Origin of the sequence: Actinoalloteichus fjordicus (assembly GCF_001941625.1) — a bacterium.
In the GTDB taxonomy this organism is placed as follows: domain Bacteria; phylum Actinomycetota; class Actinomycetes; order Mycobacteriales; family Pseudonocardiaceae; genus Actinoalloteichus_A; species Actinoalloteichus_A fjordicus.
On sequence record NZ_CP016076.1, the window covers coordinates 5,805,182 to 5,830,198 of the forward strand.

The following is a 25,017-nucleotide window of genomic DNA, read 5'->3' on the forward strand; positions in this document are numbered from 1 at the left end:
GGCCGAGCCCGTCCCGCCTGCCGCACCGGCGAATCGGCGGCGCGGCGCCGGGCCGGGGTCGAGTCGGCCTGCTGTGGGCGCCGCCGTCGAGGACGCCGAGGAGTCCGGAGCGACATCGAGCGCGAAGGCCCCGGCGGGCGGCGAGGCGGCCGCGGTGCCTGCCGCCGACTCGGTGCCCAGCGCCTCGATCTGGCCCGCAGTGGAGCGGCGGGTGCTCGACCTGGTCCGCGCCCATCGATCCACCATCGTCTTCGTCAACTCTCGGCGGCTCGCCGAGCGGCTCACCGCGCGGCTGAACGAGCTGGTGGCGGAGGAGACCGCAGCGCAGGACGGCGCGCGCCTCGCCGGTCCGGAGCTGGACGGCGAGGGCTTCGCCAGGGTGGACCTCGACCGGCTGTCGGACCTCGACGGGCGGGCGGGCGCCGGTGCGGCAGCCGATCCAGACGCCGCGCTCGGACCTGCCGAACCCGACGACGCGGCCGAAGGCGACGGATCGGCAGGCCCCTCGGCGGAGACGCCGGACGTCGGCGGAGCCACCGACCAGACCTCGGGCCCGCAGACCGGCCCGCCGACGACGGCGCGGACACCCGGAGCGGCGACGGGCGGCCGGGCAGTCGCCGCGCGCCCCGGGAGCGCCGGAGCCGCCCTGGCGGGCGCGGGCAGGCCCGCCGGGCCGGTCCGCTTCCCGGCGGAGGCGGTCGGGCAGTCCGGCGTCGCCACGGGCGCCCCCTCGGTGATCGCCAAGGCCCACCACGGCTCGATGGCGCGGGCGCAGCGCACCGAGGTGGAGGAGGAGCTGAAGGCGGGGATGCTGCCGTGCGTGGTGGCGACGTCCTCGTTGGAGCTGGGGATCGACATGGGCGCGGTGGACCTGGTGATCCAGGTGGAGGCGCCGCCGAGCGTGGCCGCCGGGCTCCAGCGGGTCGGCCGGGCCGGGCACCACGTCGACGCGGTGTCCACCGGGGTGGTGCTGCCGAAGTTCCGAGGCGACCTGGTGTCCTGCGCGATCGTCGCCGAGCGGATGCGCAGCGGCGCCATCGAGGAGATCCGCTTTCCCCGCAACCCGCTGGACGTCCTGGCTCAGCACATCGTGGCGATGGTCGCGATGGAGCCGTGGTCGGTGGCCGAGCTGGCCGCGCTGGTGCGGCGGGCGGCGCCCTTCACCGGGCTGCCCGACTCGGCACTGCACGCGGTCCTGGACATGCTCGCCGGGCGATATCCCAGCGAGGAGTTCGGCGAACTGCGCGCGCGGATCGTCTGGGATCGGACGGCGGACGTGCTGCATGCCAGGCCCGGCGCGCAGCGACTCGCGGTGACCTCCGGCGGCACCATCCCCGATCGAGGACTGTTCACCGTGACCACCCCCGGCGGCGAAGGCGAGCCGGGCGCGCGGGTGGGCGAACTGGACGAGGAGATGGTCTACGAGTCACGGGTGGGCGACACCTTCCTACTGGGCACCAGTTCGTGGCGGGTTCAGGAGATCACCCACGACCGGGTCATCGTGACCCCGGCGCCGGGCCTGCCCGCACGGATGCCGTTCTGGAAGGGCGACTCGCCGGGCAGGCCGCTGGAACTGGGCATCGCGCTGGGCGGTTTCGTCCGCGAGATCGTCGCCGCCGACCCCGACTCGGCACGCCGCCGGGCCGAGGCCGCGGGCCTGGACGTGTGGGCCTGCGACAACCTCCTCGCCTACCTCGCCGAGCAGCGCGCGGCCACCGGCCGGGTGCCCGACGACCGCACGGTGCTCCTCGAACGGTTCCGCGACGAGCTGGGCGACTGGCAGTGGGTCCTGCACTCCCCCTTCGGCGACCGCGTCAACGCGCCGTGGGCGCTGTTGATCGCCGCCCGGCTGCGGGACCGGCTCGGCGTCGACCCGCAGCTGGTGCACTCCGACGACGGCATCGTCCTGCGGCTGCCCGCCGAGCTGGCCGAGGAGCACGGCGAGCACACGGTGGCCGCCGAGGACGTCCTCTTCGACCCCGACGAGGTGGAGCGGCTGGTCAGTCAGGAGGTCGGCTCCTCCGCGCTGTTCGCGGCCCGCTTCCGGGAGTGCGCGGCGCGGTCGCTGCTGCTGCCGCGCTGGGATCCGCGACGGCGCAGCCCGCTGTGGCGGCAGCGACAGCGGTCCGCGCAGCTGCTGACGGTGGCGGCCCGGTACGACCAGTTCCCGGTGATGCTGGAGACGATGCGTGAGTGCCTGCGCGACGTCTACGACCTGCCGGGCCTGGTCACCGTGTTCCGCGACGCCTCGGCTCGGCGGGTCGAGGTCGTCGAGGTCGAGACGCAGGCGCCGTCGCCCTTCGCCCGCGCGCTGCTGGTCGGGTACGTGGCGATGTTCCTCTACGGCGAGGACGTCCCGCTGGCCGAGCGCAGGGCGGCCGGGCTCACCCTGGACGCGACGCTGCTCGGCGAGCTGCTGGGCTCCGAGGCCGTCCGGGACCTGCTCGATCCGACCGTGCTGACCGAGGTCGAGGCCGCGTTGCAGCGCACCGACCCGGAGTACCACGTCACCGATGCGGAGGGCGTCGCCGACCTGCTGCGCTTCCTCGGCGACCTCGGTGGCGAGGAGATCATCGCCAGGGGCGGCCTGCTCGACTGGGCGACCGAGCTGGTCGCGGCCGGGCGGGCGATCGAGGTGATCGTGGCGGGCGAACGTCGCTGGATCGCCGTGGAGGACGCCGCCCGCTACCGGGACGCGCTCGGCACGACGCTGCCCGCCGGGCTGCCCGCCGCGCTGCTGACCACGACCGCCGATGCGCTCGGTGATCTGCTGATCCGGTTCGCCCGGGGCCGGGGGCCGTTCCGCGCGGCGGAGGCGGCGGCTCGGTTCGGACTCGGCGTCGGGCCGGTGACGGATCGGCTGGACCGCCTGCGGGTCAGCGGCAGGCTGGTGCGGGGCGAGCTGCGGCCGGTCGAGGCCGAGACCGCGATCCCCGGTGGTCTCGGCACGCCGACCGAGTACTGCGACGCCGAGGTGTTGCGCAGGCTCCGGCGCGGCTCGCTCGCGCGGCTCCGGGCGGAGGTCGAACCCGTGGAGCCCGCCGCGCTCGGGCGGTTCCTCCCCGACTGGCACGGAGTACTGCCCGCGCCGCCGCTCCCGGCCGGGCCCGAGGAAACGGCGCCGGGACTCGACGGTACGTCGGTCGGCGCGGACGATTCCGAGGTCGGGGCCGCGCGCCGGGGCCGAGGTGCGGACGGCGGGGGAACGGCGTCCACCGCCCGTTCCAGGGTCGATGCAGCGAGTCCGGACGAGGTGCTGGCGGTGATCGAGCAGCTCGCCGGGGCGCCGCTGCCCGCGAGCGCGGTGGAGTCGATGATCCTGGGCGCCCGGCTGCCGGATTATCGGCCCGCCGCACTCGACGAGTTGACGGCCGCAGGCGAGGTCGTGTGGTGCGGATGCGGCCCACTGGGCGCGGGCGACGGCTGGCTGGCGCTGGCGCCTGCCGACCTCGCCGAACTGATCCTCCCGCCGCCCGCGGCGGAGGATCCGGTGCTGGACACGGACCTGCACCGGGCGCTGCTCACCGCCCTGGCCTCGGGTGGGCTGTTCTTCCGAGGGCTCGTCGAGCGGATCGCCGCGTGGTCCACGGATCGCGGCGAGCCACGGCAGGCCGAGGGCGACCTGGTCACCGCGCTGTGGCAGCTCGTGTGGGCGGGGCTGGTCACCAATGACACCCTCGCGCCGCTGCGTGCCCTGCTCGGCGGCGGCGCGGCGACGCACCGCCCGCGCAGGCAGGCTCCCCGAGGACGGCGCGCGGGTCTGCGCGTCAGCAGGCACGGCAGGCCGATGCTGGGCGCGAGCGGGCCGCCGACCGTCGCGGGCCGCTGGTCGCTGGTGCCGGTCCGGGAGACCGACCCGACCCGGCGGGCCCACGCGCAGGCCGAGGCCCTCCTCGCCCGGCACGGCGTGCTCACCAGGGGCGCGGTGGAGGGCGAGCGCGTACCGGGCGGCTTCGCGGGCGTGTATCGAGTGCTGCGCGCCATGGAGGAGTCCGGGCGGTGCAGGCGAGGCCTGCTCGTCCGAGGTCCCGGCGGCGCGCAGTTCGCGGTGCCGGGTGCCGTGGACGGCCTGCGGGCCTTCTCGCGGGAGGCGGGCCGGCTCGACGGGCGACCGGCCGCATCGGTGCTGGCGGCAGCCGATCCGGCCCAGCCCTACGGCGCGGCGCTGCCGTGGCCCGCATCGATCGGCGCGGGCGGGCATCGGCCGGGGCGCAAGGCGGGGGCGCTGATCGCGCTGGTCGACGGCGAGCCGGTGCTCTACGTGGAGCGCGGCGGGAAGTCCCTGCTGTCGTTCACCGAGGACGAGACCGCACTGCGAACGGCGACGGCGGCGCTGGTCGACGTCGTGCGCTCCGGCCGGACCGAGCCGCTGGTGCTGTCGCGGGCCGACGGGGAGCAGGCATTGGGCTCCCGACTGGCCGCCGTGCTCCAGCAAGCGGGTTTCCGCGCCACGCCGAAGGGCCTGCGGCTGCGTGGGTGAGCAGGCGGCAGGCGGGCGGCACGCGGGCGGCAGGCGACGGCGGCGAACCTGCGTCGACTCGGCGGGGCCTCGCCGTCGCCGGGTGCCTTCGCGGTTCTCCTCGGCCGAAGCGGGCAGCGGGGAGAACGAGTCGATCCGCCCGGATGCCTCGTCACCTGATCCGAGAACGGCTCGGCCGAAGATCGTCTCGCTAGAACGACGGGGCAGGCGTAGCGGCGTGTCCCGAGGCACGGAAGCCGATGCCTCAGTGCGGCGGTCTGCTGCCCAGCATGCCCAGGGCCTCCCCCGCCGAGCAGTTCAGTTCGCCGGGTTGGAGTTGAACGCGGGCCGGCGTCCAGACGGCCGAGTCACCGGGCGCGACCCGCCCCAGCACACAGTCGTCGCCTGCCCGAAACGCCAGCCCGACGGCGCCGTCCGAGGCGGCGAGGTCGCGGGTGGACTCCTCCCCGGTGGACAGCCCGTCGACCACGGCACGGACCTGTTCCTCCGACACGGCCTCCCTCTCGGCCGCCTCGGCCAGGGCGTCGCTCAGGAGATCGGCGAACTCCTCGGGCAGCTCCGGCGTCGGCGGCAGCGGCGGATAGCTGATCGGCTCCGCGTCGGCAGGACAGTCGACCGGAAGCGCCCGGCCGTCCTCATCGTCGTCGCCTGCGAACACCAGTTCGTAGCAGCGGACGACGGTGGCGACCTGGGTCGTCTGTCCCGGCACGATCTGCGGTCGAGGCGCAGCCTCACCACGTCCCTCGGTCCGGATCACCAGCCGCACCGAGGAGGTCTCGCCGTCGCGGGCCTCGTCGAGGGAAAGCAGATCGACGGACTCCGCCGCCCGCCGCCCGTACTCCGCCGCCCGCGTCGCCGAGGAGTGCCGCAGCTCCACGCCCAGCTCTTGGGCGACGGCGAGGGCGGCGTTCTCGGCCGCCGCGTTCGCCCGCGACTCGACAGAGCAGCCTGCGGCCAGCACCGAGGCGCCGAGCACCAGGGCCGCTGCCGTCGTTCGTCGAATCGCTGCGTGCATGGCCTCAGCATCACCGATCCGAGGCAGTGGACACCCGAGACGGACGGAGATGTGACACGGTCGGCATCGGTGGAATCGGTGCCGGACGGCAGCACCGTTCGTCGCGGCAGCCCGAGGGCAGGGCTGTCGACGGGCCGCGCCGAGCCCGGCTCGGGCGGGATCGCCCGCCGTTGACGCGGCGGTCGGGTCGGGCCGTCACCTCCGCCGTCGCTGCCCGTCGCAGGCAGGCACCCGGCCCGGAGCGGCGGGCTGGAACCGCCGCTCCGGACCAGGGCTTCACCGGGTGGCCACGTTCAACAGCACCCAGAGCTGGGCGAGCGCGTCGGCGTCGCCGTCCAGGGTGACCGCCCAGTCCGGCAGCCTGCCCCAGAGCCAGAGGTAGACGGCGAAGGGATCACCGGAGACCGTCGCGTCGACGTCGGGCACCGCGTCCGCCTGCACCGCCCGCACCGTGGTCCCGGCGGCCCCAGCCTGGGTCAGCCAGACCCGCCCCCCGGTCCGCACGGCCACCGTCGCCGGGCGAGAGGCCGTGATGGCCAACTCGCCGAGCCGGTGATCGAACCACAGGGTGAGGACCTCGTCGACGCCGTCCACCGCGATGTCGGTGTCGACGTGATCGCACCGCAGGCCCGCGGCGGCCTGCACGTCGACCCGGTGCACGATCGTCTCGTGGGTCAGCCGTCGCGCCCAGAAGCCGAAGCTGGCGTCGGCGGGCCACCAGGTCGGGCAGCGCTCCTCCGGCCGATGGGCGGACAGCTCGCCCGCCACCTCGGCCAGCCCGGCCCGCAGGTACTCGGCCAGCCGCCGATCGTCACCCTGCCGGGGAATGTGCACCTCGCGAGGCGGGACGGGCGTCCCGTCCGGCGAGCGGGTCCAGTCGGCTGTGGAGCGGTAGACGTCGCCGAGGCGCCGCACCGTCTCGGCGAGAGTCAGCCCCGGGGAGCCGGGGACCGGGCTGTTCCCCGGCGCGCTGCCCACGCAGGACGCGAGCCGCTCGCCGTCGATGGACAGGACGTCGAGGAAACGCTCGTAGTCGATCGCCGTCACCCGCTTCATCGCCTGCCTCCCCACACTGCCGATTCGGCCAGCGCCAGGAACTGGTGGACCTGACGTTCGAGATCATCGGCGTCGCGGACCGACACGACCCGCAGGACACCGGCCTGCACGGCGGCCCGCCGGGCCGAGCAGGACTCGAAGAAGCCCGCCCATTCGGCGAACTCCGGCGCGGCCTGGGAGAGCAGCCACCACACGCTGCGCGGCCTGCTGAGGCCGGGCGCCGGGCGGGTCCTGGTGGCCAGCACCGCCGCGCCTGCCCGCAGGGCGCTCAGATAGGAGTGCAGGAAGCGGTCGTGGTGGCTCACCGCGCGGCAGGACTCGCCCAGCGCGAAGCGGGCCTGGTCGAGAAGAGCGAGCGCCGAGGAGGAGGGCGCGGGAGCAGGCCGCATCGCCGGGACTGTCCGAAGGGGAAGGACCTGATGGGCGGGCCCGGGGTGAATCACGGCGGAGTCGTACTGAACGGACACGGCGGCCTCCGAAGGGAGCTTGCTCGCGAGGACGAGTCGGACTGCATTCGAACTGATGTTCGAACATCCCCACACTAACCCGAGATGCCGACAACGCGCCAGGCGTGATCTGATGAACGGGTGAGCTCGATCGAGCACCCCGGTGTACGCAAGGTCGCGGCGGCACTGGCCGAGGCAGGCCTGCCCGATGCGGCGGAGGGCATTCGCGTCCTGGACGCCGACGTCCGCACGGCCGCCCAGGCCGCCGAGGCGGTGGGCGTCGACGTCGGCGCCATCGCCAACAGCCTGATCTTCGACGCCGACTCGGCACCGCTGCTGGCCCTGACCTCCGGCGCGCACCGCGCCGACACCGCGCTGCTCGCCTCGGCGATCGGCGTCGAGAAGGTCGGCCGAGCGACGCCCGAGTTCGTGCGCACCCATACCGGCCAGGCCATCGGCGGCGTCTCCCCGGTGGGGCATCCCGCGCCGATCACCACGCTGATCGACGCGAGCCTGGCCGATCACCCGGTGATCTGGGCAGCAGGCGGACATCCCAAAGCACTGTTCCCCATCACCTTTGCCGAGCTGGTCGCACTGACCGGCGGCCGGGTGCTGGCCGTCGCCGAAGCGGGGGGCACCAGCAGGTGAGCGCCGCCGCCGCAGCGGGCTGGGAACGCTTCGTCGAGCTGTCCGCCGAGGAGATGCGGCTCAGGCTCACCGAGGCACTCCAGGTCTACGTCACCGCGATGCGTTATCCCCCCAGCGCCATGCACCATCGGGGCCCGACCTGGCTCTCCCACGCCGTCCGCGAGGGCTGGCGCGGCGTCGCGGCCCTCGATCACCGGGGCGCGATGGTCGGGGTGGCCTACGGCTATCGCGGCGCCCCCGGCCAGTGGTGGTACGAACAGGTGAACCACGGGCTGCTCGACACCGGCCACGCCGCGGGCGCCCAGCACTGGCTGCCCGACTACTTCGAGCTGACCGAACTGCACGTGCTGCCCACGGCGCAGGGACACGGCGTCGGCGAGACGCTGCTGCGGATGCTGCTGGACCAGGCCGAGGGGGCCAACGTGCTGCTCTCCACGCCGGAGGGCCCCAGCCGGGCCTGGCGGCTGTACCGCCGTGTCGGCTTCGAGGACGTCCTGCGCAACTACCGCTTCGCGGGCGACCCCCGCCCCTTCGCGGTACTGGGCCGCACCCTGCCGCTGGACTGACGGGCTCCGCAGCCCGGTCGCTCGGTGATCGACTCGATCGCCGATTCTCGGCCTCCGCAGCTCACGCCGACACCGTGGGACGGCGCTGCGCGTGCCGGGCAGGTAGGGACGGCAACGAGCCGATCAGGACCAGACCGAGAACGACCTCACCGGTGTGGGACGACTCCGCGAGTTCGAGATACCGCGCCGTCAGCACAGCTTCCGGACCAGGCCCGGCGTGCGCGGGGAGGACGTCCGGTCCGCCGACGCGGCGGTGCAGCACGCCGGAACAGCCCCGCGTGCGCGGGGAGGACACTTGCTGACCTGGGATCTTACCGGACGGTAACCGGATTCTCATTCACTCCGGATAGGAGAGGAAACCGATCGGCAGGCACGAGGACCAGCCTAGCCACTCACTCGCAATCGCCGAGCGCCCCGGACCCGGACCCGGACCGTCGCGCCCGGGCGCTGCCGGCGGGCAGCCGATTCAGTCCGGTGGGATCGACGGATCGAACGGCTCCGCAGGGGATCTCGCGATCTTCTCCCGTCCGAAGCGAGCCAGGCCGAGGAGCGACGCGGGGACCGGGCCGAACCGACGGTCGCGGCCGTCGCACCGGAGTTCGGCTCTGCCCGGAATTCGCTCTGCCCGGCGTTCGGCTCTGCGCTCGGCGCCCTCGCGGGCGATGACCACGTCCTGCGCTGGTCACCGCCCGCGAGCAGCCGACCAAGGCGCCCCGGCGACTCCACAGCCGAGGCGACCCGCCTCACAGCTGCGCGAGCTGCTCCCGAAGGTCGTCCAGGCCGAGCGCGCCCATCTCCAGGGCCTGCCGGTGGAAGGCCTTGATGTCGAAGTCCGCGCCGCCTCGCTTCCTGGCGTCGTCCCTTGCCGCCAGCCAGAGCCGCTCGCCGAGCTTGTAGGAGGGCGCCTGGCCCGGCCAGCCGAGGTAGCGGTCGACCTCGTCGTACACGTGGTCTCGGGCCTCGATGGTCCTGGTGAGCATGAACTCCAGGCCCAGCTCCGGCGTCCAGCGCTCGCCCTCGTGGAAGCCGGTGCCCTTCGGGATCTCCAGCTCCAGGTGCATGCCGATGTCGACGATCACCCTGGCCGCCCGCAGCAGCTGGGCGTTGAGCATGCCCATCAGGTCGCCGTCGTCGGAGAGGTAGCCCAACTCGCGCATCAGCCGCTCGGAGTACAGCGCCCAGCCCTCGCCGTGTCCGGACACCCAGCACAGCAGGCGCTGGAACTTGTTGAGGCGCTCCCGCAGATGCACGGCCGTGGCCACCTGGAGGTGATGGCCCGGCACGCCCTCGTGGTAGACGGTGGTGACCTCACGCCAGGTGGCGAAGTCGGCCTGGCCGGTGTTCACCGACCACCACATGCGGCCCGGTCGGGACATGTCGTCGGCGGGGCCGGTGTAGTAGGCGCCGTTGCCGCCGCCGGGCGGGGCGATCCGGCACTCCAGGCTCATCAGCTCGTCGGGGATCTCGAAGTGCACGCCGCGCAGTTCCCGCAGGGCGGCGTCGGAGAGGTTCTGCATCCACTGCTGGAAGGCGTCCTGCCCGGTCACCTGGTAGCGAGGATCGACGTCCAGGGCGGCGGCGGCCTCGGCGAGCGTGGCGCCGGGGCGCACGACGCGGCCCGCGACCTCCTTCATCTCCGTCTCGATGCGGAAGAACTCCTCCCAGCCCCAGGCGTAGGCCTCGGCCAGGTCCAGGCGCGCGCCGATGAAGTAGCGCGACCACAGCTGGTATGCCTCCGGGCCCACGGCGTCCTTGGTCGGTGCCTTCGGGGCGAGGTCGGCACGGAGGAATCGGGCGAAGTCGGCGTAGGCCTGGGCGGCGGCGTCCGCGCCCGCCTGGAGCTCGGTGCGCAGGGTGGCGTTCACGTCCGCCCGGCCGTCGGCGCCGCCGATCAGCGAGCCGAAGAAGGAGTCGACGTCGCCGCCACCCGACCAGGTGTCGCACTGTCCGGCGACCTTCTCAACCTGCCGCAACGCTGCGCAGCGGCCCGCGGCGGCACCCGCACCCAGCGACACGCGCAGTCCCGCGAGCGCGTCGGGAACGGACCGCAGCCGGGCGGCGATGTTCTCCCAGTGCTCCGTGCTCTCGGTGGGCATCAGGTCGAAGACCTCTCGGATCTCCTGCACCGGGCTGGCGATGACGTTCAACGCCGCGGAGTCCAGCCCTGCCTGATGCAGCTCGCTGTCGAGACCGATCCGCTCCTGGAACACGGCCTTGGCGACCCGCTGCGCCGCATCGGCCGGTTCGGCCGCCGCCATCGCCCGCAACGCCGTCGCGGCCAGCTCTCCCCTGGCCGCGAAGCCTTCCGGCGAGTAGTCGGTCAACTTGTCGTCGTATCCCGAGATGCCGATGAAGGTGGCGTCGCTCGGAGCGAGGGAGACGAAGTCGTCCACGAATCGATCGCTGATCTCGTGGACGCCCTTGGCCGGAGGAGGAGTGGAGGACATGCGGGCACGCTACCTGCTTGCTCGTCGGCGGTCGGCAGGTTTTCGTGACGGCCGACGAAGCGGGCGGCAGGGGTGATGCGCCGCGTCTTCCGGCCGGGAAGGAACCGCATCGCGCAGGCCGACACCGTGCCGCCACGGTTAAGACGTCCGTCGGTGCGGCGACCGCCGTCCGCAGTCCCGTCAGTCTCGCCCGCAGGCGTCGAAGCAAGAGTCCGTGCCGCTTCGAACCGTCGGATCTCGCCCCGACGGGTGGTTCGGCGCGAACCGTCCGCATCGGAAGTCCGGTCCGCGACCAGGGCCCTCCCCCCGTCCAGGAGGTGACCCGAGATCCGGCCTCGCGGTGCCGCCGCCGCGTCCATGGCAGGCAGGCCGGGCAGCCCCGGCGAGCGGCCCGCGCGAGCTCAGACGGGCCTCGACGACAGAAAGCGAGACATACTCATACTCTCGAGTGGACGCCCGCGCATCTCGGGCGAGACGCCGGAATCTCCTGCGAAGATGAGCCGGTGGCCCCGCTGATCCCCGTGACGCCCACTCGTCGAAGGGCGTCGGCACTTGCGCTGATTCTGTCGTTCGTCGCCGTGTTCGCCTGCGGCTGCATGCGGCTCGACATCGTGATGGACATCAACGACCAGGACCGCGTCTCGGGGCGATTCGTCGTCGCCGCGCTGCCCACCCGGCCCGACGACGTCGGCCCCGTGATCCAGGTGCCGCCGGGGATGGACCAGCTCATCACCGTCGAGCCGTATGACTCCGACGGGTACGTCGGCACCCTGCTGACCTTCGACAGCCTGACCTTCGAACAGCTCCAGGAGCTGGTCGGCAACGGACCGCAAGCCAGCCGCTACCGCTTCAGCCTGCGACAGATCGGCGAGAACCTGTCGTTCAACACCACGATGGATCTGAGCCAGGTGACCAAGGAGAACGCCGACATCCGCGTCGCCGTCACCTTCCCCGCCGAGGTGGACAACACCAACGGTCGCGCCGAGGGGCGGACCGTGACCTGGCGGCCGCGCGCGGGCGGGCTGAACACTCTGCAGGCATCGCTCCAGCACGGCGGGGCGGGCGACACCTGGATCTGGGGGGCCGTGACGGTCGGCGCTCTGACCGGCAGCGCCTCGGTGCTGGTCGGCATCCTCGCGCTGAACGCCCATCGGTACAGCCGCCGCCTGATCCACCGCTGATCACGGCCCCGGCGAGCGCACGACGGCAGGCCTGCCGGGACGGCGAAGGCGCGCACCCGAGCAGCCGAGAACCCCCCGGCGGAGGCCCCGGACCAGGCGCGACGCGGCCAGTGCCGAGGCGGCCGATCCAGATCCACCCTCCGCGCTGCGCCGTGCCGACGCCGGGAGCACGAAGCCGACGCAACGGCGACGACCCGATCAGCCTCGAAGGACTCCGCAGGTCCCCTGAGGCCGACGGGTCGCCGTGCCTCGGACAGCCCGCTCAGGGCCGGACCGGAAGCAGCCCGAGCCTGGCGACCACCTCCCGCGTCGCCGTCGCCCGATTGAGCGTGTAGAAGTGCAGCGCGTCGACGCCCTCGGCGAGCAGGTTCGAGCACAGCTCCGTCACGATCTCGATGCCCTCCGCGCGGAAGGCCGCCGGGTCGTCGGCATGTCGCTCCAGCCTGCGTGCCAGTGCGACGGGCACGTCCGCGCCGGACAGCTCGACGGTCTTGGTCAGCATGCGCTGAGTGGTCAAGGGCATGACACCGGGCAGCAGCGGCACGTCACATCCCCTGGCGGCGAGTCGGTCCCGCAGTCGAAGAAAGTCGTCCGGTTGGAAGAAGAGCTGGGCGATGGCGAAATCGGCGCCCGCGCGGATCTTGCGCACGAGATGGTCGGCGTCGACCTCCAGATCGGCCGATCGAGGATGACCATAGGGAAAGGCCGCCACCCCGACGCAGAACGGCCCCAGCTCGCGGACCAGCCGCACCAGCTCCTCCGCGTAGGTGATGCCCTCGGGATGCGGCACCCATTCGCCCAGCGGGTCGCCGGGCGGGTCGCCGCGCACCGCCAGCACGTTGTGCACGCCGACGGCCGCGTACCAGCCGATGACGTTGCGCAGCTCCGCCAGCGAGTGGTTCACGCCGGTCAGATGTGCCATCGGCACCAGGGTCGTCTCCTGGGCGATGCGCCCAGTGGTTCGGATGGTGCGATCCCGACTGGATCCCCCCGCCCCATAGGTGATGGACACGAAGGCGGGGTCCAACGGCTCCAGCTCTCGAACCGCACGCCAGAGCCTGCGCTCACTCTCATCGTCGCGTGGCGGGAAGAACTCCACGGAGAACACCGGACGTTGCGCTCTCAATCGATCCACGACGGCCGTCATGATTTCCAGACTAAGGGCGTCCACATCGTGAACGACTGGAGGCGCGGACGATGCACACGCGCTTCTCGACTCGATCACGACCCCGCGTGGAGTGACCACGATTACCTTTCGGAGGATGGGCGTCGTGCATTCCTCCCCCCGATCGTTGCGCACCCCCGACGACGACCTTCCCGACCTGGTACGACACGAACTCGTGTCGTTCTTCGAAACCAGGCAGGCCGTGCAGCGGGCGACGGCAGGCGAGTTCGCCGACGCGACGGACTCGCTGATCGAACTCGTGCTGAGCGGGGGGAAACGCCTGCGACCCACCTTCGCCTGGTGGGGCTGGCGGGCGGCGGGCGGCGACCCGACGGGCGCCCAGGCGGGCGCGGTGATCCGCGCCGCGAGCGCCCTGGAGCTGATCCAGGGCTGCGCGCTGGTCCATGACGACCTGATGGACGACTCGCCCCGGCGCCGAGGCCTGCCGACGGTCCACGTCACCTTCGCCGAACGGCATCGGCAGGCGGGCTGGGCCACGGGATCGAACCGGTTCGGGATGGCTGCGGCGGTGCTGCTCGGCGACCTCTCGCTCGCCTGGGCCGACGACATGCTGCGGGAGTCGGGGCTCTCGGCGGCGGCGGCGACCAGGGCGGCCGAGCCCTGGCAGGCGATGCGCACCGAGATGCTCGCGGGCCAGTATCTCGACATGCTCGCGCAGGTACGCGGGGACGAGGACCCGGAGACCGCACTGCGGGTAAACCGGCTCAAGAGCGCGGCCTACACCGTGGAGCGGCCGTTGCACCTCGGCGCGGCGATCGCCGACGCGCCTGCGGCGGTCGTCGCCGGGCTGCGCGGCTTCGGCACGGCCATCGGGGTGGCCTTCCAGCTTCGTGACGACCAGCTCGGCGTCTTCGGCGATCCCGCCGTCACCGGCAAGCCCGCGGGTGACGACCTTCGCGAGGGCAAGCGGACGCTGCTGCTGTCGATCGGGATGCGCCGAGCCGCTGAACGGGTGAACGATTCGGCCTCGGCGATCCTGCGGGCTGCCGTGGGCAATGCCGAGCTGGACGAGGACGGCGTGTCCGCCGCTCGCGCCGTGTTGATCGACCTCGGTGCTGTGGCGGAGGTCGAGAAGGAGATCGACCGGTTGACCGAGCAGGCGCTGACCGAGTTGGCGGCGACGCCGATCGTGTCGGACGCGCGGGAGGGACTCACCAGGCTGGCGGCCAGCGCCACCCGACGTGACCACTGACCGGAGTACCGAACGCCCTCACCCGTTCAGCCGTAGGGTCGACACCCTCGGTGATCATATCGACACTGATGGACACACGATCATGGAATCAGGACTGCGGCAGGCCGAGTGCGACCGGCGGCCTGTGGGACCATGGGGCCGCGATGCGCAGCCCTGACACCTCCCGTACCGCCGCCGTGACGACTTCGGCAGCAGGCCACACCGCACTCAGCCCCCCGAATCACCCGTCGAGAGAACACGCCGTGAGCAACTCGCCCGATCGACTCCGCCTGTTCCGCAGGCTGGCCGTCTTCCGCAGGCTGGTTCCGCTGCGCATCGTGCTGATCGGCGCGACCGGATCGGTGCTGATCGCCCTCGGCGCGGTCGGCGCGGCGGGCGTGCTCAACCACGATCCGCTCCTGGCGGGCTCCGGACTGAGCTGGGTCCGCTTCGGACACGGGCGCGATCTGGCGACCGGCCTGCTCTATCTCGGGCTCGGCCTGCTCGTCTGGGCCTGGGTTCGGCTGGGCCGCGAGGTGCGGATCGAACGAGTCGGCACCCACGGTGTGCTGGCCGCGATCGGCGGCTGGCTGCTGCCGCTGATGTTCACGCCGCCGCTGTTCAGTCGCGACGCCTACAGCTATCTGGCGCAGGGCAACCTCGCCGCGCACGGCATCGATCCCTACGAGATGGGGCCTGCCGCGCTGCCCGGCCCGCTCGCCGACAACGTGAGCTGGGTCTGGCAGAACACGCCCGCTCCGTATGGTCCGCTGTTCATCCTGGTCGCGAAGACGGTGGTGATGATCACCGGGCAGAACCTGATCCTGGGCGTGCTGCTCATGCGTCTGGTGATGGTCCTCGGCCTGGTGCTGATGTGCTGGGCGCTGCCCGGCCTGGCCCGGCATCTCGGCGGACGCGGCGACCAGGCCCTGTGGATGGCGGCGGCGAACCCGCTGATGCTCGTTCACCTGGTCGGCGGGCCGCACAACGACCTGCTCATGGTGGGTCTGCTGGCGGCCGGGGTGCTGGTCACCCTGAATCGCCGCCATGTCTGGGGAATCGTCCTGATCATGCTGGCCGCCGCGATGAAGGCGACCGCGGTGATCGCGCTGCCGTTCATGGTGTGGATCTGGGCGGCGAGGCTGCACGGCTCGGCCCGGTCGCGCTTCCTGCGCGCGGCGGGGGCGACCACGGCGGTGTCGTTGGCGGTGTTCACCGCGTGCACGCTGGTGGCGGGCGTCGATCTCGGCTGGATCAGCGCACTGCAGACGTCCTCGCTCATCGTCAACTGGCTCTCGGTGCCCACGGCGGTGGCGCAGATCGCGCACCTGGTGGCCGGCTGGTTCGTCACCGCCAGTCTGCCCGGTTTCCTCACCGTCACTCGGCTGCTGGGCTTCGTGGCGTTCGCGGGCGTCGCCGTCTGGCAGTGGTGGAAGGCGCGGCACGGCGGCCCCCAGGCCGTCTATCACGCGACGATCACCCTCTTCGCGCTCGCGCTGCTCTCCCCCGCGACACTGCCCTGGTACTTCAGCTGGCCGCTCGCGCTGGCGGCGGCGCTCAAGTGGCCCGGTTCGGCCACCGTGGCGGCGGTCTGCGGTTCGGTGTGGCTGCTGCTGGTGACCTTCCCGAGCGGGGACACCGCGCTCTACTCGTGGTTCTACCTGCTCGGTGCGCTGGGCGTGTCGGTGCTGGCGGCGGTGTCGCTGGTTCGGCCCGACCCGCTGCGGCTGTCGAGCCGAGATCGGGTGGACCGCCCGGTCGGCCTGCCGCCGTCGTCCGACTGAATCGCACGGGGTCGGGGTCGGGGTCGGCGCCCGGCCCCGTTCCGCGCCGATCGTCGGTGAGGCATCGCGCCGGACTCCGAGCGCGCCGGGGATTCTCCTCGGGGCCGGCTCTTGCCGGGCCCGGCATCACGGTGGCAGGGCCGACGGCGAGTGCGCGTCCGGATATCGGCGCCGGAGACGGGACAGCAGCCGCTCGTCGGTGCACTCGACGTCCCAGCTGGTGCTGTCGAACGCCGTCAGCTCGATCGTGGGCACACCGTCGAGGCAGCCGAGGAACCTGCCGTCGATCACCTGCAGATCCGGCGCGGTCAGGGCGAGCAGCTCCAGCGTGCCGATTGCGGGCCCGCCCGAGGCCGCGAACAGGTCGGCGAGTCGAGGGTGTGCCGTGGCCTCCTCGATCCACAGCTGCCAGGTCAGCGCCAGGCCCCGGTCACCGAGGCACACCAGCAGTTCGGCGAGCGGAACGTATCGACCGTCACGCCATGCGGCGAAGGTGATCATCCTGCTGCCCTCGGCTCAGGAATCGACGGCACGGGGCTCGACTGTGGGGTGCGGGGAGCGCACCGCGCCGGAGGCGCGAAAGGCGACACCGCGCCGGAGGCGCGAAGACGACACCACGCCGAAGGCGCGAAAGGCGACACCACGCCGAAGACACCAAAGAACGCACCCGCGCCGGAGGCAGGCGGCCCGCACGCGGCCTGCTCCCGACCGGCGGAGACGAGTCAGTCCAGCTCAGAACGCCATGGCCTGAGCGCGACGCCGCACCTCGCGGCCTCGGTTCTCCCGCAGAGCGGTGACCGGCGTCCCCGGCAGGGAGTCGTCCTCGGTGAACATCCACCGCATGATCTCCTCATGGGAGAAGCCACCGTCCTGGAGGACGGTGACGGTCCCCGGCAGGCCCTTGACGATGGTGTCGTCGGTGAGGAACTCGGCGGGGACGACGGCGACGCCGTTGCGCCGCAGCGCCAGCAACAGCCCGTCTCGCAGCATCTGGTGGACTCGGGTGAACGGAACGCCGAGCCGATCGGCGACGTCCGGCAACGGCAGGACCTCCACCTCGGGGCCGAGCACGTCCGGGGCGGTGGGGAACTCACTCACACCGACAACCCTGCCACAGACCGGCTGCGCCGCCCTCCACCGGTGGAGGTGGTGGTCCTCCGTACGATCGCAGGTGTGAACCGACGGGAGGCGCACGTCATCGGCACGACGCTTGAGGGCAGGTACCGGATCGACTCGGTGGTGGCCACTGGCGGGATGTCGGTCGTGTATCGGGGTGTGGACCTTCGGCTGGATCGACCGGTCGCCGTCAAGGTCATGGATCATCGCTTCTCCGGGGACGTGAGCTTCGTCCGGCGTTTCGAGCTGGAGGCCCGGTCGGCGGCCCGCCTACACCACCCGTCCGTGGTGACGGTGCACGATCAGGGCGTCGACCGCTCCCCGTCCGGTGCTCAGGTCTTCCTGGTGATGGAACTCGTCGACGGCGGCACCCTCCGCGACCTGCTGCGCGAGCGGGGGACGCTGCCGCCGGACGTGGCACTGAGCGTGCTCGAGCCGGTGCTCTCGGCACTGGAGTCGGCGCACCGCAACGGCATCGTCCACCGGGACATCAAGCCGGAGAACATCCTGATCAGCCGGGACGGCGTCGTGAAGGTCGCCGACTTCGGGCTGGTCCGCGCCCTGGCCGATGCCAAGACCACCAGCGACAGCATCATCCTCGGCACGGTGGACTACCTCGCCCCGGAGCAGGTCACCACCGGCGAGACCGATGCCAGAGGCGACGTCTACGCGGCGGGCGTGGTGCTCTACGAGCTGCTCACCGGCGTGCCGCCCTTCGCCGGGGACACCCCCTTCTCGACGGCCTACCGTCACGTCAACGATCGCGTTCCGGCACCGAGCGAGCAGGCCGCCGGGCTGCCCGCCGCGCTGGACGAGCTGGTGCTGCGGGCGACCCGTCGGGAGCAGGACGAACGACCCGCCGACGCGGGCGTGCTGTTGCGCGAGCTGCGGGAGACGCGGACCGCGCTGGGACTCGGGGCCGTCGCGGTGCCCGGCGTGACTCCGGCCGCAGGCACCGGCACCGGCACCGGCACTTCGGGCACGGCCGTCTGGCAGGCTCCCGCCGCCGAGACTCCGCCGTCGGACGAGGCCGCCGCGCACGGTGTCGGGGGAATCGGTCCGGCGGATTCGCCCGCCGACCTGGACGCTCCGACCATCCGCACCGTGCTGCCGCCGAGGGGACCGGCAGGCGGGCCTGCCGGACCGGCGGCCGCTCCGGGCGCGGGCGCAGGCCCGAATCCCCGGGCGACCAGGGCCTTCAATCGAGCCGACCTGCCACCGGGACCACAAGAGACCCCGGATGCCGTGCACGCCGCGAACATGGGCGGTCTCGGCGGCGAACGCGGCGATCGGGGTAGACGGGGACGACGCGGACGACCGGGCAGGGACGGGTCCGCCAAGGGCAGCGGGCTGTTCGGACTGACCTCGAAGCGGATGATCGCGCTGGTCGTCGTGCTCGTCCTCGGACTGCTGCTCTGGTGGTGGAACAGCGCCCAGTGGACCTCGGTGCCCGCGCTGGCGGGCCTGGACTCCGCGCGCGCCGAGTCGGCGCTTCGGGAGGCCGATCTGGAGGTCAGGCTCGATCCGACGCCGCACGACGAGATCGAGTCCGGTGAGGTCATCGAGTCCGTGCCGGGTGAGGGCAGGCGACTTCGGCGGGGTGCCGAGGTCCGGCTGCGCGTCTCCACCGGGCAGCCGATCGTGCCCGAGATCGCGGCGGGCAGCACCCAGGACGAGGCCTTCGCGCAGCTCGAGGAGGCCGGACTCGAACCGGTCGTCGATGAGGAGCTTGCCGAGTTCCACGCCGAGGTCGAGGAGGGAGCGGTGATCCGGGTCGATCCCGAGGCAGGCACCGCCCTGCCCATCGACAGCGAGGTGACGGTGATCCTCAGCAAGGGCCCGCCGCCGGTTCCGGTGCCCGACGTCGCGGGCATGGCGCGAGACGACGCCTTCAACACCCTCCGCGAACAGGGCTTCGAACCGGTCGAGCTGGAGGCGGAGTTCTCCGAGGACCTCGACGGCGGCCAGGTGATCCGCACCGATCCCGCCGCCGAGACCATGATCGATCAGCCGGGCACGCAGGTCGGGGTGGTCCTGTCGAATGCGGTCAGCGCGCCGTACGTCACCGGCAGCACCCTGCGGGAGGCGCGCGAGGCCATCGCGGCGCTGAATCTGGAGATCGAGGTCAATCAGTTCTTCGGCGGGGAGAACGCCAGGGTGATCGGTCAGTTCCCGAACCACGGGGCCCGGTTGGCCCCCGGCGACACGATCACCGTGAACACCCTATGACCACCAGCATGTTCAATCCGGGTAAAAACAGCCTGCGCAGCATCTATGCTCAGGCTGACTGGACGACAGTCGAGGCAGGGAGCGCATGATCGGCAACCGGGGTCGCGTCACAGGAAAGATCGGGCCCGGTCTGGTCGGCGAGGTGATGATCAGTATTCGCGGCGGAGTGGAGGCGTTCTACGCCTATCCTGCCGAGGCAGGTGAGGTCATCGAGCCGGGTGAGCAGATCCTGGTCGTGGATCATCAGCCGCCGCGCAGCGTCTATGTGCAGCGCTGGCTCCCTCTCGGCTGATCGTCTCGGTCGGCGGCGAACCATTCGTCGTCGTCTGTGACGTCTACCATTCTGGGGAGCACCACATGCCAGAGGGACTTCTTCTCGTCGCCATCTCAGTGGTGGCGGGAATCCTCGTCTTCGTCATCCTGCTGCGAATGCTATGGAAGGTCGCCGAGCCGAATGAGGCGCTGATCATCTCCGGCCTCGGCACCGGCTCTACGCCCAAGAGCAGGCCGGACAGCATGGGGTTCAAGATCATCACTGGTAAGGGCACCCTGGTGCTGCCCGGTTTCCAGGTGGCGCGCAGGCTGTCGTTGGACACCAATGGCGCGAATCTTCAGGTCTCCTGTGTCACGCAGCAGGGCCTGCCGGTCACGGTCCGCGCCGTGGTGATCTACAAGGTCGGTGACGATTTCGTCTCGATCGCCAATGCGGCGCGGCGATTCCTTGATCGTCAGGACGGCATGAACAGCACCATTCACGAACTGTTCTCCGGACATCTGCGGTCGATCTGCGGTGGACTCACCATCGAGGACCTGATCCACAATCGGGACGCGCTCACGGGTGCCGTTCGGCAGTCCTCTGCCGACGAGATGAGCAAGCTCGGTCTGGTGATCGACTCGCTGCAGATCCAGGAGATCGACGACGAGTCGGGCTACATCCTCAACCTGGGCAAGCCGCACGCCGCCGCCGTCGCCGCCTCCGCGCGGATCGCCGAGGCCGAGCGGGATCAGGAGGCCACCGAGGCCGAGCAGCAGGCGGCGGCGAAGAAGGCCGCGTCGGTGCGCGAGAGCGAGATCCAGCAGGCCGGCTACCAGGCCGAGATGGATCAGGCGCGGGCCAAGAGCAGCCAGTCGGGTCCGCTCGCCGAGGCCAGCGCCCGCCAGGAGGTCGTGGTCCAGGAGACCAGGGCCGCCGAACTGGAGGCCAACCTCTCCGAGCAGCGACTGCTCTCCGAGATCAGCAAGCCCGCCGACGCCAAGGCGTACGAGACGCGGACCGTCGCCGACGCCGAGCGCGACGCCCGGATCGCCAGGGCCCAGGCCGAGGCGAAGGAGACCGAGCTCAAGGCGGCGGCCGACGCGACCAGGGTGAAGACGGCGGCGCAGGCCGAGGCCGAGGCCACCAAGGCACGTGGTTCCGCAGAGGCCGACGCGACACGGGCCACGGGTGAGGCCGAGGCGGCCGCCGCGCGGGCCAAGGGCATGGCGGAGGCCGACGCGGCCAGGGCGAAGGGACTCGCCGAGGCCGAGGGAATCCGGGCCAGGGCGGCAGCACTGGCCGAGAACCAGGAGGCCGTGGTCGCCCAGCAGTTGGCCGAGAACTGGCCCGAGATCGTCGACGCGGGCGCCAAGGCCTTCAGCAACATCGACAATCTGGTGGTGCTCAACGGCGCCGACGGGATGTCGGAGCTGTTCGGCAAGGCGCTGTCCCTCGGCGGCACCGGTCTCGGCCTCGCCAAGACGCTGATGCAGTCGATGCAGAACGAGACCGCCACGGAGACGGCCACCCAGAACGGAACCGTGCACACGATCCCGGTGGAGCGCGACGAGCAGCCCAGCAAGAACTAAAGGCGCGGCCGGCACCGACCGGCCGGACGACATCGACGCGGCGTTCACCGGTCCGGTGAACGCCGCCTCGGCGTTGGTCCCTCGTCGGCGGCCTCCTCGGCGGCCGGGGCTGGTCGTCGGGAGCCCGAAGTCACCACCGCTCATGCGGCGCGGGACGACGCGTTCTGGTCCGCACGCACCAACCCTCGCAGCCCCGGCGACCCCCTCGGCCCGACATCCCGCGGACGTCGGGCCGCGCGGCCCTGCAACCGCTCCTCGCGGGCGAGAACGCCCCGTCGCGGCCTCAGTGCCCCTCCGGAGGCGGCTCCTCCGGGTCCTCCGGTCGTGCCCGGTAGGCGACGGCCGGGTCGTCGTCGGCGGGCGGCTCCGGATCGCGGGACTCCTCCGCCCGCGTGCTGCGGTTCGCCCTCGTCAGGCCCTCCACCTCACTGCTCAGCTCGTCGTCCAGCCGGGCACCGTGCTTGTCGCTTCCCCGTTGCACCATGGTGGTCTCCTCAGCTCGTCTGCTGTCGGTTCCCCGGACCTCTCCTACGCCGGGTCAGGCCCGGGTGCGGCTCTCGGCCCGCAGGCCCGATCGGGCGCAGCGAAGGTCACCGGGGCATCGGGAATCGGAGCACCGCGCCGACGCCGTCTGGCACGGCACTCACCGGGTCGATGACGAACAGGTGAGCGTCGGTCGCGGCGGCGGCCAGGGCCACGGCGGAGTCGACCCGGCCCACGCCGAGGTCGTCGTCCCCGCCGTCGGTGCGGTGCGCGTCTCGGAAGCGGATGTCGGTGACGTCGTCGCCCACGGTCACCTCGCGGTCCATGCCGTCGGAGGGCAGCAGGATCGTGTCGACCGCGCCTGCCTGGAGCGCGGCCACGACTCGTTCCGGCCCGCTCACGGCCAGGCCCTGCCCGGCGGCCAGCTCCGCCTGGAACCGTTCCACCACCTGGCCGGCCTCGTCAGCCAGGAACTCGGCAGCCAAGCGCTGGATCTCCTCGGCCAAGGCCGTCCGGTCGGACCCGGCAGCGCGGCCGCCGTGCTCGGCCTCCACGGCGATCGATTTGCTCCGTGCAGGCAGCGCGGCGAGCACCTCGGTGCGGGCCTGCACCTCCCCCGCGATCACGATCAGCCTGGTGCCGATCTCGGCGGCGGCTCGGTCCACCTCCCTGGCGATCTCGGCGGCGTTGTGCGCGGCGGTGTTCTCGACCCGGCGCTGCACTCGATTCTGCGACCAGCCCAGACCGCGCACCTTGTGCACCGGGCGATCCTCGCCCTCCACGGTTCGATCGGTGCGCCAGCCGCCGTCTCGGACGTGCACCCCGATGTCGGCGCCGATCCGGTCGACGACGGCGACCACCACCGGCTCCTCGGCCGCGACGGCCGCCACCAGCGGGAAGACGTCGGGGACGCGGGAATAGGCGGTGATCGTGTTCTCGGGCGGCTCGGCAATCAGCCGGTCGAGCAGGACCGTGCCGTTCTGTGCCACCACGGCGCGGCCCGCGCGGCCGACGGCCCAGGGCTCCGACTCCAGCGCCTCGTCCACGGCGGACAGCGTGGCCGCGTCCACTCCCCGATCGGCCAGCTCCTCCTCGATCGCCCGCCTTCGCAGCGCGATCGCGCGATAGGCCTCCTCGGTGTCGCGGGTGACGTCGAGATATGCCACCGCGCACGGACCCGACCTCGTGGCGAGTTCTCGCAGCAGGCCCAACTCCATCTCTTCACACTCCCCATCCGGTCATCGACTCTTCGCTCGGACGTTCCTGCTCACATACCCCGATGGAGCGACCACCACACGTGGCGGCGAAGGCGAGGCCTGCGGGGCGCCGGTACGCGACGAATGGACCGGCATCGCAGGGGGTACCCCCGTCGGATGCAGCCGCCGATCCAGGAGGAGCGCGATGAGCGAACGCCACCAGCCCGAGCTGCCGCAGCCCGGCGCCAGTGACCAGGAGCTCCTGTCGGTGTCGGAGGAGCTGGACGAGGACGAGCTCGACGTCGACCCGCTGGAGAAGGGCGTCGAGCCGCCGGAGCGCTGGTCCAGAACGACCGCGACCGGGGTGACGCCACGCGAGATGGTCGAGGGGGAGACGCTCGATCAGCGCCTCGCGGCCGAACAACCGGAGCGGCCGCGTGACGATGCGCCGGACTGGCCGCCCGCCGACGTCCCGATGGAGGATCTCGACACCTCGGTCGACGACGAATCCGTCGACTACCCGCTTGATCAGGGCACGATCAGTCAGGGTGACGTCGATTTGAAGGAGGGGGTCGAACCGGACGAGGGGATGGAGCTCGAACCCTCCGATGCCGGGCCGACCGGCGAGGCCGCCGAGGACTTCCCGGCGTGGCGGGGCGAGCCGTCCGAGACCGCGGAAGAGTCGTCGATCCACCCCGTCGCCGAGCCGGAGTGACCGACCGGGTCGACCCGCTGATCGGCCCGGCCCGCCAGGCCCGCCACAGGCCCGCCTGCGACGCCGAGGGGGACGGCACCGCAGGCGGGCGGCTCTTGCACGCTTTCGTCGAGGTCAGCTCGTGCGCAGGATCTCGCGGAGGACCTGCGGGTAGTCGGTGATCACGCCGTCGACGCCCAGTTCGACCGCCGCACGCATGTCGGACTCCGCATTGACGGTCCAGACGTTGATCTCCAGCCCGAGTGCATGCACCTGATCGACGAGCGCCTGATCGGTCAGCGTGTAGCGGGGGTTGGCCTGCTGTGCCCAGGTGGCCGCCTCGGCCAGCTCGGCGTCCGTGGGACGGGCGCTGAAGAGCAGCCCGACCGGAACCCTCGGCAGCTCGGTGTGGAACTCGCGGGTCTCATCGTGATCGAAGGACTGCACGACCAGCGAGTCGGTGGCCACCGCACGCCGCAGGTAGCCGGGGATCTCCCGAAGCCCGTCGGCCACCGCCTGGCCGAGCCCCTCCTCGCCCTCGCACACCTTCACCTCGAGCAGCAGGTCCGTGCGCGGCCCCAGCGCCCGGATTCCCTCGCGCAGGGTAGGAATCGGCTCGCCTTCGAACTCCGGCGACAGCCAGGAGCCCGCGTCGAGTCGAGTCAGCTCGTCGGCGGTGAAGTCGCTCAGCGCGTAGGACTCGCGATCGGGGAACACCTCCTCGACGTCGGTCGTCCGCTCCAGCGTGCAGTCGTGCAGGAGTACCAGCTCGCCGTCGGCCGTGCGCTGCACGTCCACCTCGACGGAGTCGGCGCCCTGCGCGCGCGCCGTGGTGATCGCCGCGAGGGTGTTCTCGGGGGCGACGCCGGAGGAGCCTCGGTGGGCGATCACGTCGGGCTGTCCGGAGTCGCCCTTCTCGCCGGCCGCAGCGGTTGCGATCGGCGCGGTCAGGCCCGCGACGAGCAGAGAGATCACCAGGGCCGGTCGTGCCGACCGGGCGGAGAGACGCATGGGGGTTCCTTTCGACGAGCCGTCGCGGCGGGGTGCCACCGGAGGTCACCCTGACAGACGCGTTACCGGATCGACACCCCCGAAGTCGATCTCCGCCGTTGATCGGCCGTCCCTCCCCGGTCCGTGGTCCGAGCAGGCTGGATCGACGAATCCGCAGGCAGCAGGCCTTCCGCCGCAGGAAGCGGCCTTGGCGGGCTCGTCGCGGCGGGCGGGCGCGGGTCGACATCAGACGTCTCGCAGAGTTCGCGTTCCGGACGATCGGCGTTGGTCGAACGGACGCCGGGCCACGGCTGATCGGACGCCGTGACACCGGATCGGCTGCCGATGCCTGCGGCCGTCCGACGCCGAGACCGGCACCGTGCTCCGGATGTCGAACCCGCCCGCCGCGACCCCGTGCGGCGCGCGGCCTCGGCGCAACTGCGGCGCGAGCGAGCGCGGCCCACCCGGCAGGATTCGATAGCCG

Annotated in this window: 20 protein-coding genes and 1 pseudogene; 10 read left to right on the forward strand and 11 right to left on the reverse strand. The window is 72.1% G+C overall.

All coding sequences use genetic code 11. The annotated features are described in order from the left end of the window. Positions 1-184: 184 nt before the first annotated feature. A pseudogene (locus UA74_RS24740) lies at positions 185-4,480 on the forward strand (Lhr family helicase); the annotation flags it as partial. 244 nt (positions 4,481-4,724) lie between these two features. Here UA74_RS24740 and UA74_RS24745 read toward each other — a convergent pair. From UA74_RS24745 to UA74_RS24760, 3 genes are all read right to left on the reverse strand, one after another. Next, complete coding sequence (locus UA74_RS24745) at positions 4,725-5,495, reverse strand: hypothetical protein (protein WP_075742390.1); 771 nt, start codon at positions 5,493-5,495, stop codon at positions 4,725-4,727. A gap of 276 nt (positions 5,496-5,771) precedes the next feature. Beyond that, the gene (locus tag UA74_RS24755; protein WP_075742392.1) at positions 5,772-6,551 is read right to left on the reverse strand and encodes a maleylpyruvate isomerase N-terminal domain-containing protein; all 780 of its coding nucleotides are present in this window, start codon (positions 6,549-6,551) and stop codon (positions 5,772-5,774) included. Beyond that, positions 6,548-6,940 carry an SAV_6107 family HEPN domain-containing protein gene (locus UA74_RS24760; RefSeq protein WP_075744198.1) on the reverse strand — a complete coding sequence of 131 codons (393 nt, stop codon included), beginning with the start codon at positions 6,938-6,940 and terminating at the stop codon, positions 6,548-6,550. The genes UA74_RS24755 and UA74_RS24760 overlap by 4 nt, the downstream gene beginning before the upstream one ends. Positions 6,941-7,138: 198 nt before the next feature. Here UA74_RS24760 and UA74_RS24765 point away from each other — a divergent pair, with 198 nt between their 5' ends. Together UA74_RS24765 and UA74_RS24770 are read left to right on the forward strand one after the other, a co-directional pair. Then, positions 7,139-7,645, forward strand: coding sequence for a YbaK/EbsC family protein (locus UA74_RS24765; protein WP_075742393.1), 507 nt, complete (start codon positions 7,139-7,141; stop codon positions 7,643-7,645). 53 nt (positions 7,646-7,698) lie between these two features. After that, positions 7,699-8,211, forward strand: a complete 513-nt coding sequence (locus tag UA74_RS24770; protein WP_075744199.1) for a GNAT family N-acetyltransferase — start codon at positions 7,699-7,701, stop codon at positions 8,209-8,211. A 61-nt stretch (positions 8,212-8,272) separates the two neighbouring features. Here UA74_RS24770 and UA74_RS32410 read toward each other — a convergent pair whose 3' ends face one another. Both UA74_RS32410 and UA74_RS24780 read right to left on the reverse strand, forming a co-directional pair. Continuing rightward, the gene (locus UA74_RS32410) at positions 8,273-8,506 is read right to left on the reverse strand and encodes a hypothetical protein (protein ID WP_157442324.1); all 234 of its coding nucleotides are present in this window, start codon (positions 8,504-8,506) and stop codon (positions 8,273-8,275) included. A 448-nt stretch (positions 8,507-8,954) separates the two neighbouring features. Further along, a complete protein-coding gene (locus UA74_RS24780) occupies positions 8,955-10,658 on the reverse strand; it encodes a DUF885 domain-containing protein (RefSeq protein ID WP_075742394.1) in 1,704 nt (567 codons plus the stop codon). A 596-nt stretch (positions 10,659-11,254) separates the two neighbouring features. On the opposite strand from UA74_RS24780, the gene UA74_RS24785 reads away from it, so the two are divergent. Continuing rightward, positions 11,255-11,839, forward strand: coding sequence for a DUF3153 domain-containing protein (locus tag UA74_RS24785; RefSeq protein WP_157434429.1), 585 nt, complete (start codon positions 11,255-11,257; stop codon positions 11,837-11,839). A gap of 262 nt (positions 11,840-12,101) precedes the next feature. On the opposite strand, the gene metF is transcribed toward UA74_RS24785, so the two are convergent. Further along, entirely contained in the window at positions 12,102-12,986 is an 885-nt protein-coding gene (metF, locus tag UA74_RS24790; protein WP_075742396.1) for a methylenetetrahydrofolate reductase [NAD(P)H], read from the reverse strand. Between the two features lie 115 nt (positions 12,987-13,101). Between metF and UA74_RS24795 the strand changes: the two genes are divergently transcribed. Further along, positions 13,102-14,217 carry a polyprenyl synthetase family protein gene (locus UA74_RS24795; protein ID WP_075742397.1) on the forward strand — a complete coding sequence of 372 codons (1,116 nt, stop codon included), beginning with the start codon at positions 13,102-13,104 and terminating at the stop codon, positions 14,215-14,217. Between the two features lie 143 nt (positions 14,218-14,360). Next, positions 14,361-15,980: a polyprenol phosphomannose-dependent alpha 1,6 mannosyltransferase MptB gene (gene mptB, locus UA74_RS24800; RefSeq protein ID WP_083684152.1), complete on the forward strand. Its 1,620-nt coding sequence runs from the start codon at positions 14,361-14,363 to the stop codon at positions 15,978-15,980. Positions 15,981-16,106: 126 nt separating this feature from the next. On the opposite strand, the gene UA74_RS24805 is transcribed toward mptB, so the two are convergent. Together UA74_RS24805 and UA74_RS24810 are read right to left on the reverse strand one after the other, a co-directional pair. Continuing rightward, a complete protein-coding gene (locus UA74_RS24805) occupies positions 16,107-16,481 on the reverse strand; it encodes a hypothetical protein (protein ID WP_075742398.1) in 375 nt (124 codons plus the stop codon). Positions 16,482-16,712: 231 nt separating this feature from the next. Further along, positions 16,713-17,078: an Rv2175c family DNA-binding protein gene (locus UA74_RS24810; RefSeq protein ID WP_198042855.1), complete on the reverse strand. Its 366-nt coding sequence runs from the start codon at positions 17,076-17,078 to the stop codon at positions 16,713-16,715. Between the two features lie 75 nt (positions 17,079-17,153). Between UA74_RS24810 and UA74_RS24815 the strand changes: the two genes are divergently transcribed. From UA74_RS24815 to UA74_RS24825, 3 genes are all read left to right on the forward strand, one after another. Continuing rightward, positions 17,154-19,325 (forward strand): Stk1 family PASTA domain-containing Ser/Thr kinase, encoded by a 2,172-nt coding sequence (locus tag UA74_RS24815; protein WP_075765574.1) that lies wholly within the window; start codon positions 17,154-17,156, stop codon positions 19,323-19,325. Positions 19,326-19,410: 85 nt separating this feature from the next. Continuing rightward, positions 19,411-19,617, forward strand: coding sequence for a hypothetical protein (locus UA74_RS24820; protein ID WP_075742400.1), 207 nt, complete (start codon positions 19,411-19,413; stop codon positions 19,615-19,617). Between the two features lie 65 nt (positions 19,618-19,682). Next, positions 19,683-21,170 (forward strand): flotillin family protein, encoded by a 1,488-nt coding sequence (locus UA74_RS24825; RefSeq protein WP_075742401.1) that lies wholly within the window; start codon positions 19,683-19,685, stop codon positions 21,168-21,170. 283 nt (positions 21,171-21,453) lie between these two features. On the opposite strand, the gene UA74_RS24830 is transcribed toward UA74_RS24825, so the two are convergent. Both UA74_RS24830 and UA74_RS24835 read right to left on the reverse strand, forming a co-directional pair. After that, the gene (locus UA74_RS24830; protein ID WP_075744202.1) at positions 21,454-21,651 is read right to left on the reverse strand and encodes a hypothetical protein; all 198 of its coding nucleotides are present in this window, start codon (positions 21,649-21,651) and stop codon (positions 21,454-21,456) included. 109 nt (positions 21,652-21,760) lie between these two features. Then, positions 21,761-22,870 (reverse strand): baeRF2 domain-containing protein, encoded by a 1,110-nt coding sequence (locus UA74_RS24835; protein ID WP_075742402.1) that lies wholly within the window; start codon positions 22,868-22,870, stop codon positions 21,761-21,763. A 184-nt stretch (positions 22,871-23,054) separates the two neighbouring features. On the opposite strand from UA74_RS24835, the gene UA74_RS24840 reads away from it, so the two are divergent. Further along, a complete protein-coding gene (locus UA74_RS24840) occupies positions 23,055-23,564 on the forward strand; it encodes a hypothetical protein (RefSeq protein WP_075765576.1) in 510 nt (169 codons plus the stop codon). Positions 23,565-23,678: 114 nt separating this feature from the next. Here the strand turns inward: UA74_RS24840 and UA74_RS24845 are convergent, their stop codons facing one another. Then, positions 23,679-24,554: a glycerophosphodiester phosphodiesterase gene (locus UA74_RS24845; protein ID WP_075765578.1), complete on the reverse strand. Its 876-nt coding sequence runs from the start codon at positions 24,552-24,554 to the stop codon at positions 23,679-23,681. Positions 24,555-25,017: the final 463 nt, after the last annotated feature.

Excerpts from the sequence above, each read along its gene's own strand:
- UA74_RS24780 (WP_075742394.1), bottom strand. The coding sequence starts at position 10,658 with ATGTCCTCCACTCCTCCTCCGGCCAAGGGCGTCCACGAGATCAGCGAT.
- UA74_RS24795 (WP_075742397.1), top strand. The coding sequence starts at position 13,102 with ATGGGCGTCGTGCATTCCTCCCCCCGATCGTTGCGCACCCCCGACGAC.
- UA74_RS24760 (WP_075744198.1), bottom strand. The coding sequence starts at position 6,940 with ATGCGGCCTGCTCCCGCGCCCTCCTCCTCGGCGCTCGCTCTTCTCGAC.
- UA74_RS24805 (WP_075742398.1), bottom strand. The coding sequence starts at position 16,481 with ATGATCACCTTCGCCGCATGGCGTGACGGTCGATACGTTCCGCTCGCC.
- UA74_RS24785 (WP_157434429.1), top strand. The coding sequence starts at position 11,255 with ATGCGGCTCGACATCGTGATGGACATCAACGACCAGGACCGCGTCTCG.
- UA74_RS24840 (WP_075765576.1), top strand. The coding sequence starts at position 23,055 with ATGAGCGAACGCCACCAGCCCGAGCTGCCGCAGCCCGGCGCCAGTGAC.
- UA74_RS24820 (WP_075742400.1), top strand. The coding sequence starts at position 19,411 with ATGATCGGCAACCGGGGTCGCGTCACAGGAAAGATCGGGCCCGGTCTG.
- UA74_RS24770 (WP_075744199.1), top strand. The coding sequence starts at position 7,699 with ATGCGGCTCAGGCTCACCGAGGCACTCCAGGTCTACGTCACCGCGATG.
- mptB (WP_083684152.1), top strand. The coding sequence starts at position 14,361 with ATGCGCAGCCCTGACACCTCCCGTACCGCCGCCGTGACGACTTCGGCA.
- UA74_RS24835 (WP_075742402.1), bottom strand. The coding sequence starts at position 22,870 with ATGGAGTTGGGCCTGCTGCGAGAACTCGCCACGAGGTCGGGTCCGTGC.
- metF (WP_075742396.1), bottom strand. The coding sequence starts at position 12,986 with ATGACGGCCGTCGTGGATCGATTGAGAGCGCAACGTCCGGTGTTCTCC.
- UA74_RS24825 (WP_075742401.1), top strand. The coding sequence starts at position 19,683 with ATGCCAGAGGGACTTCTTCTCGTCGCCATCTCAGTGGTGGCGGGAATC.
- UA74_RS24745 (WP_075742390.1), bottom strand. The coding sequence starts at position 5,495 with ATGCACGCAGCGATTCGACGAACGACGGCAGCGGCCCTGGTGCTCGGC.
- UA74_RS24845 (WP_075765578.1), bottom strand. The coding sequence starts at position 24,554 with ATGCGTCTCTCCGCCCGGTCGGCACGACCGGCCCTGGTGATCTCTCTG.
- UA74_RS24755 (WP_075742392.1), bottom strand. The coding sequence starts at position 6,551 with ATGAAGCGGGTGACGGCGATCGACTACGAGCGTTTCCTCGACGTCCTG.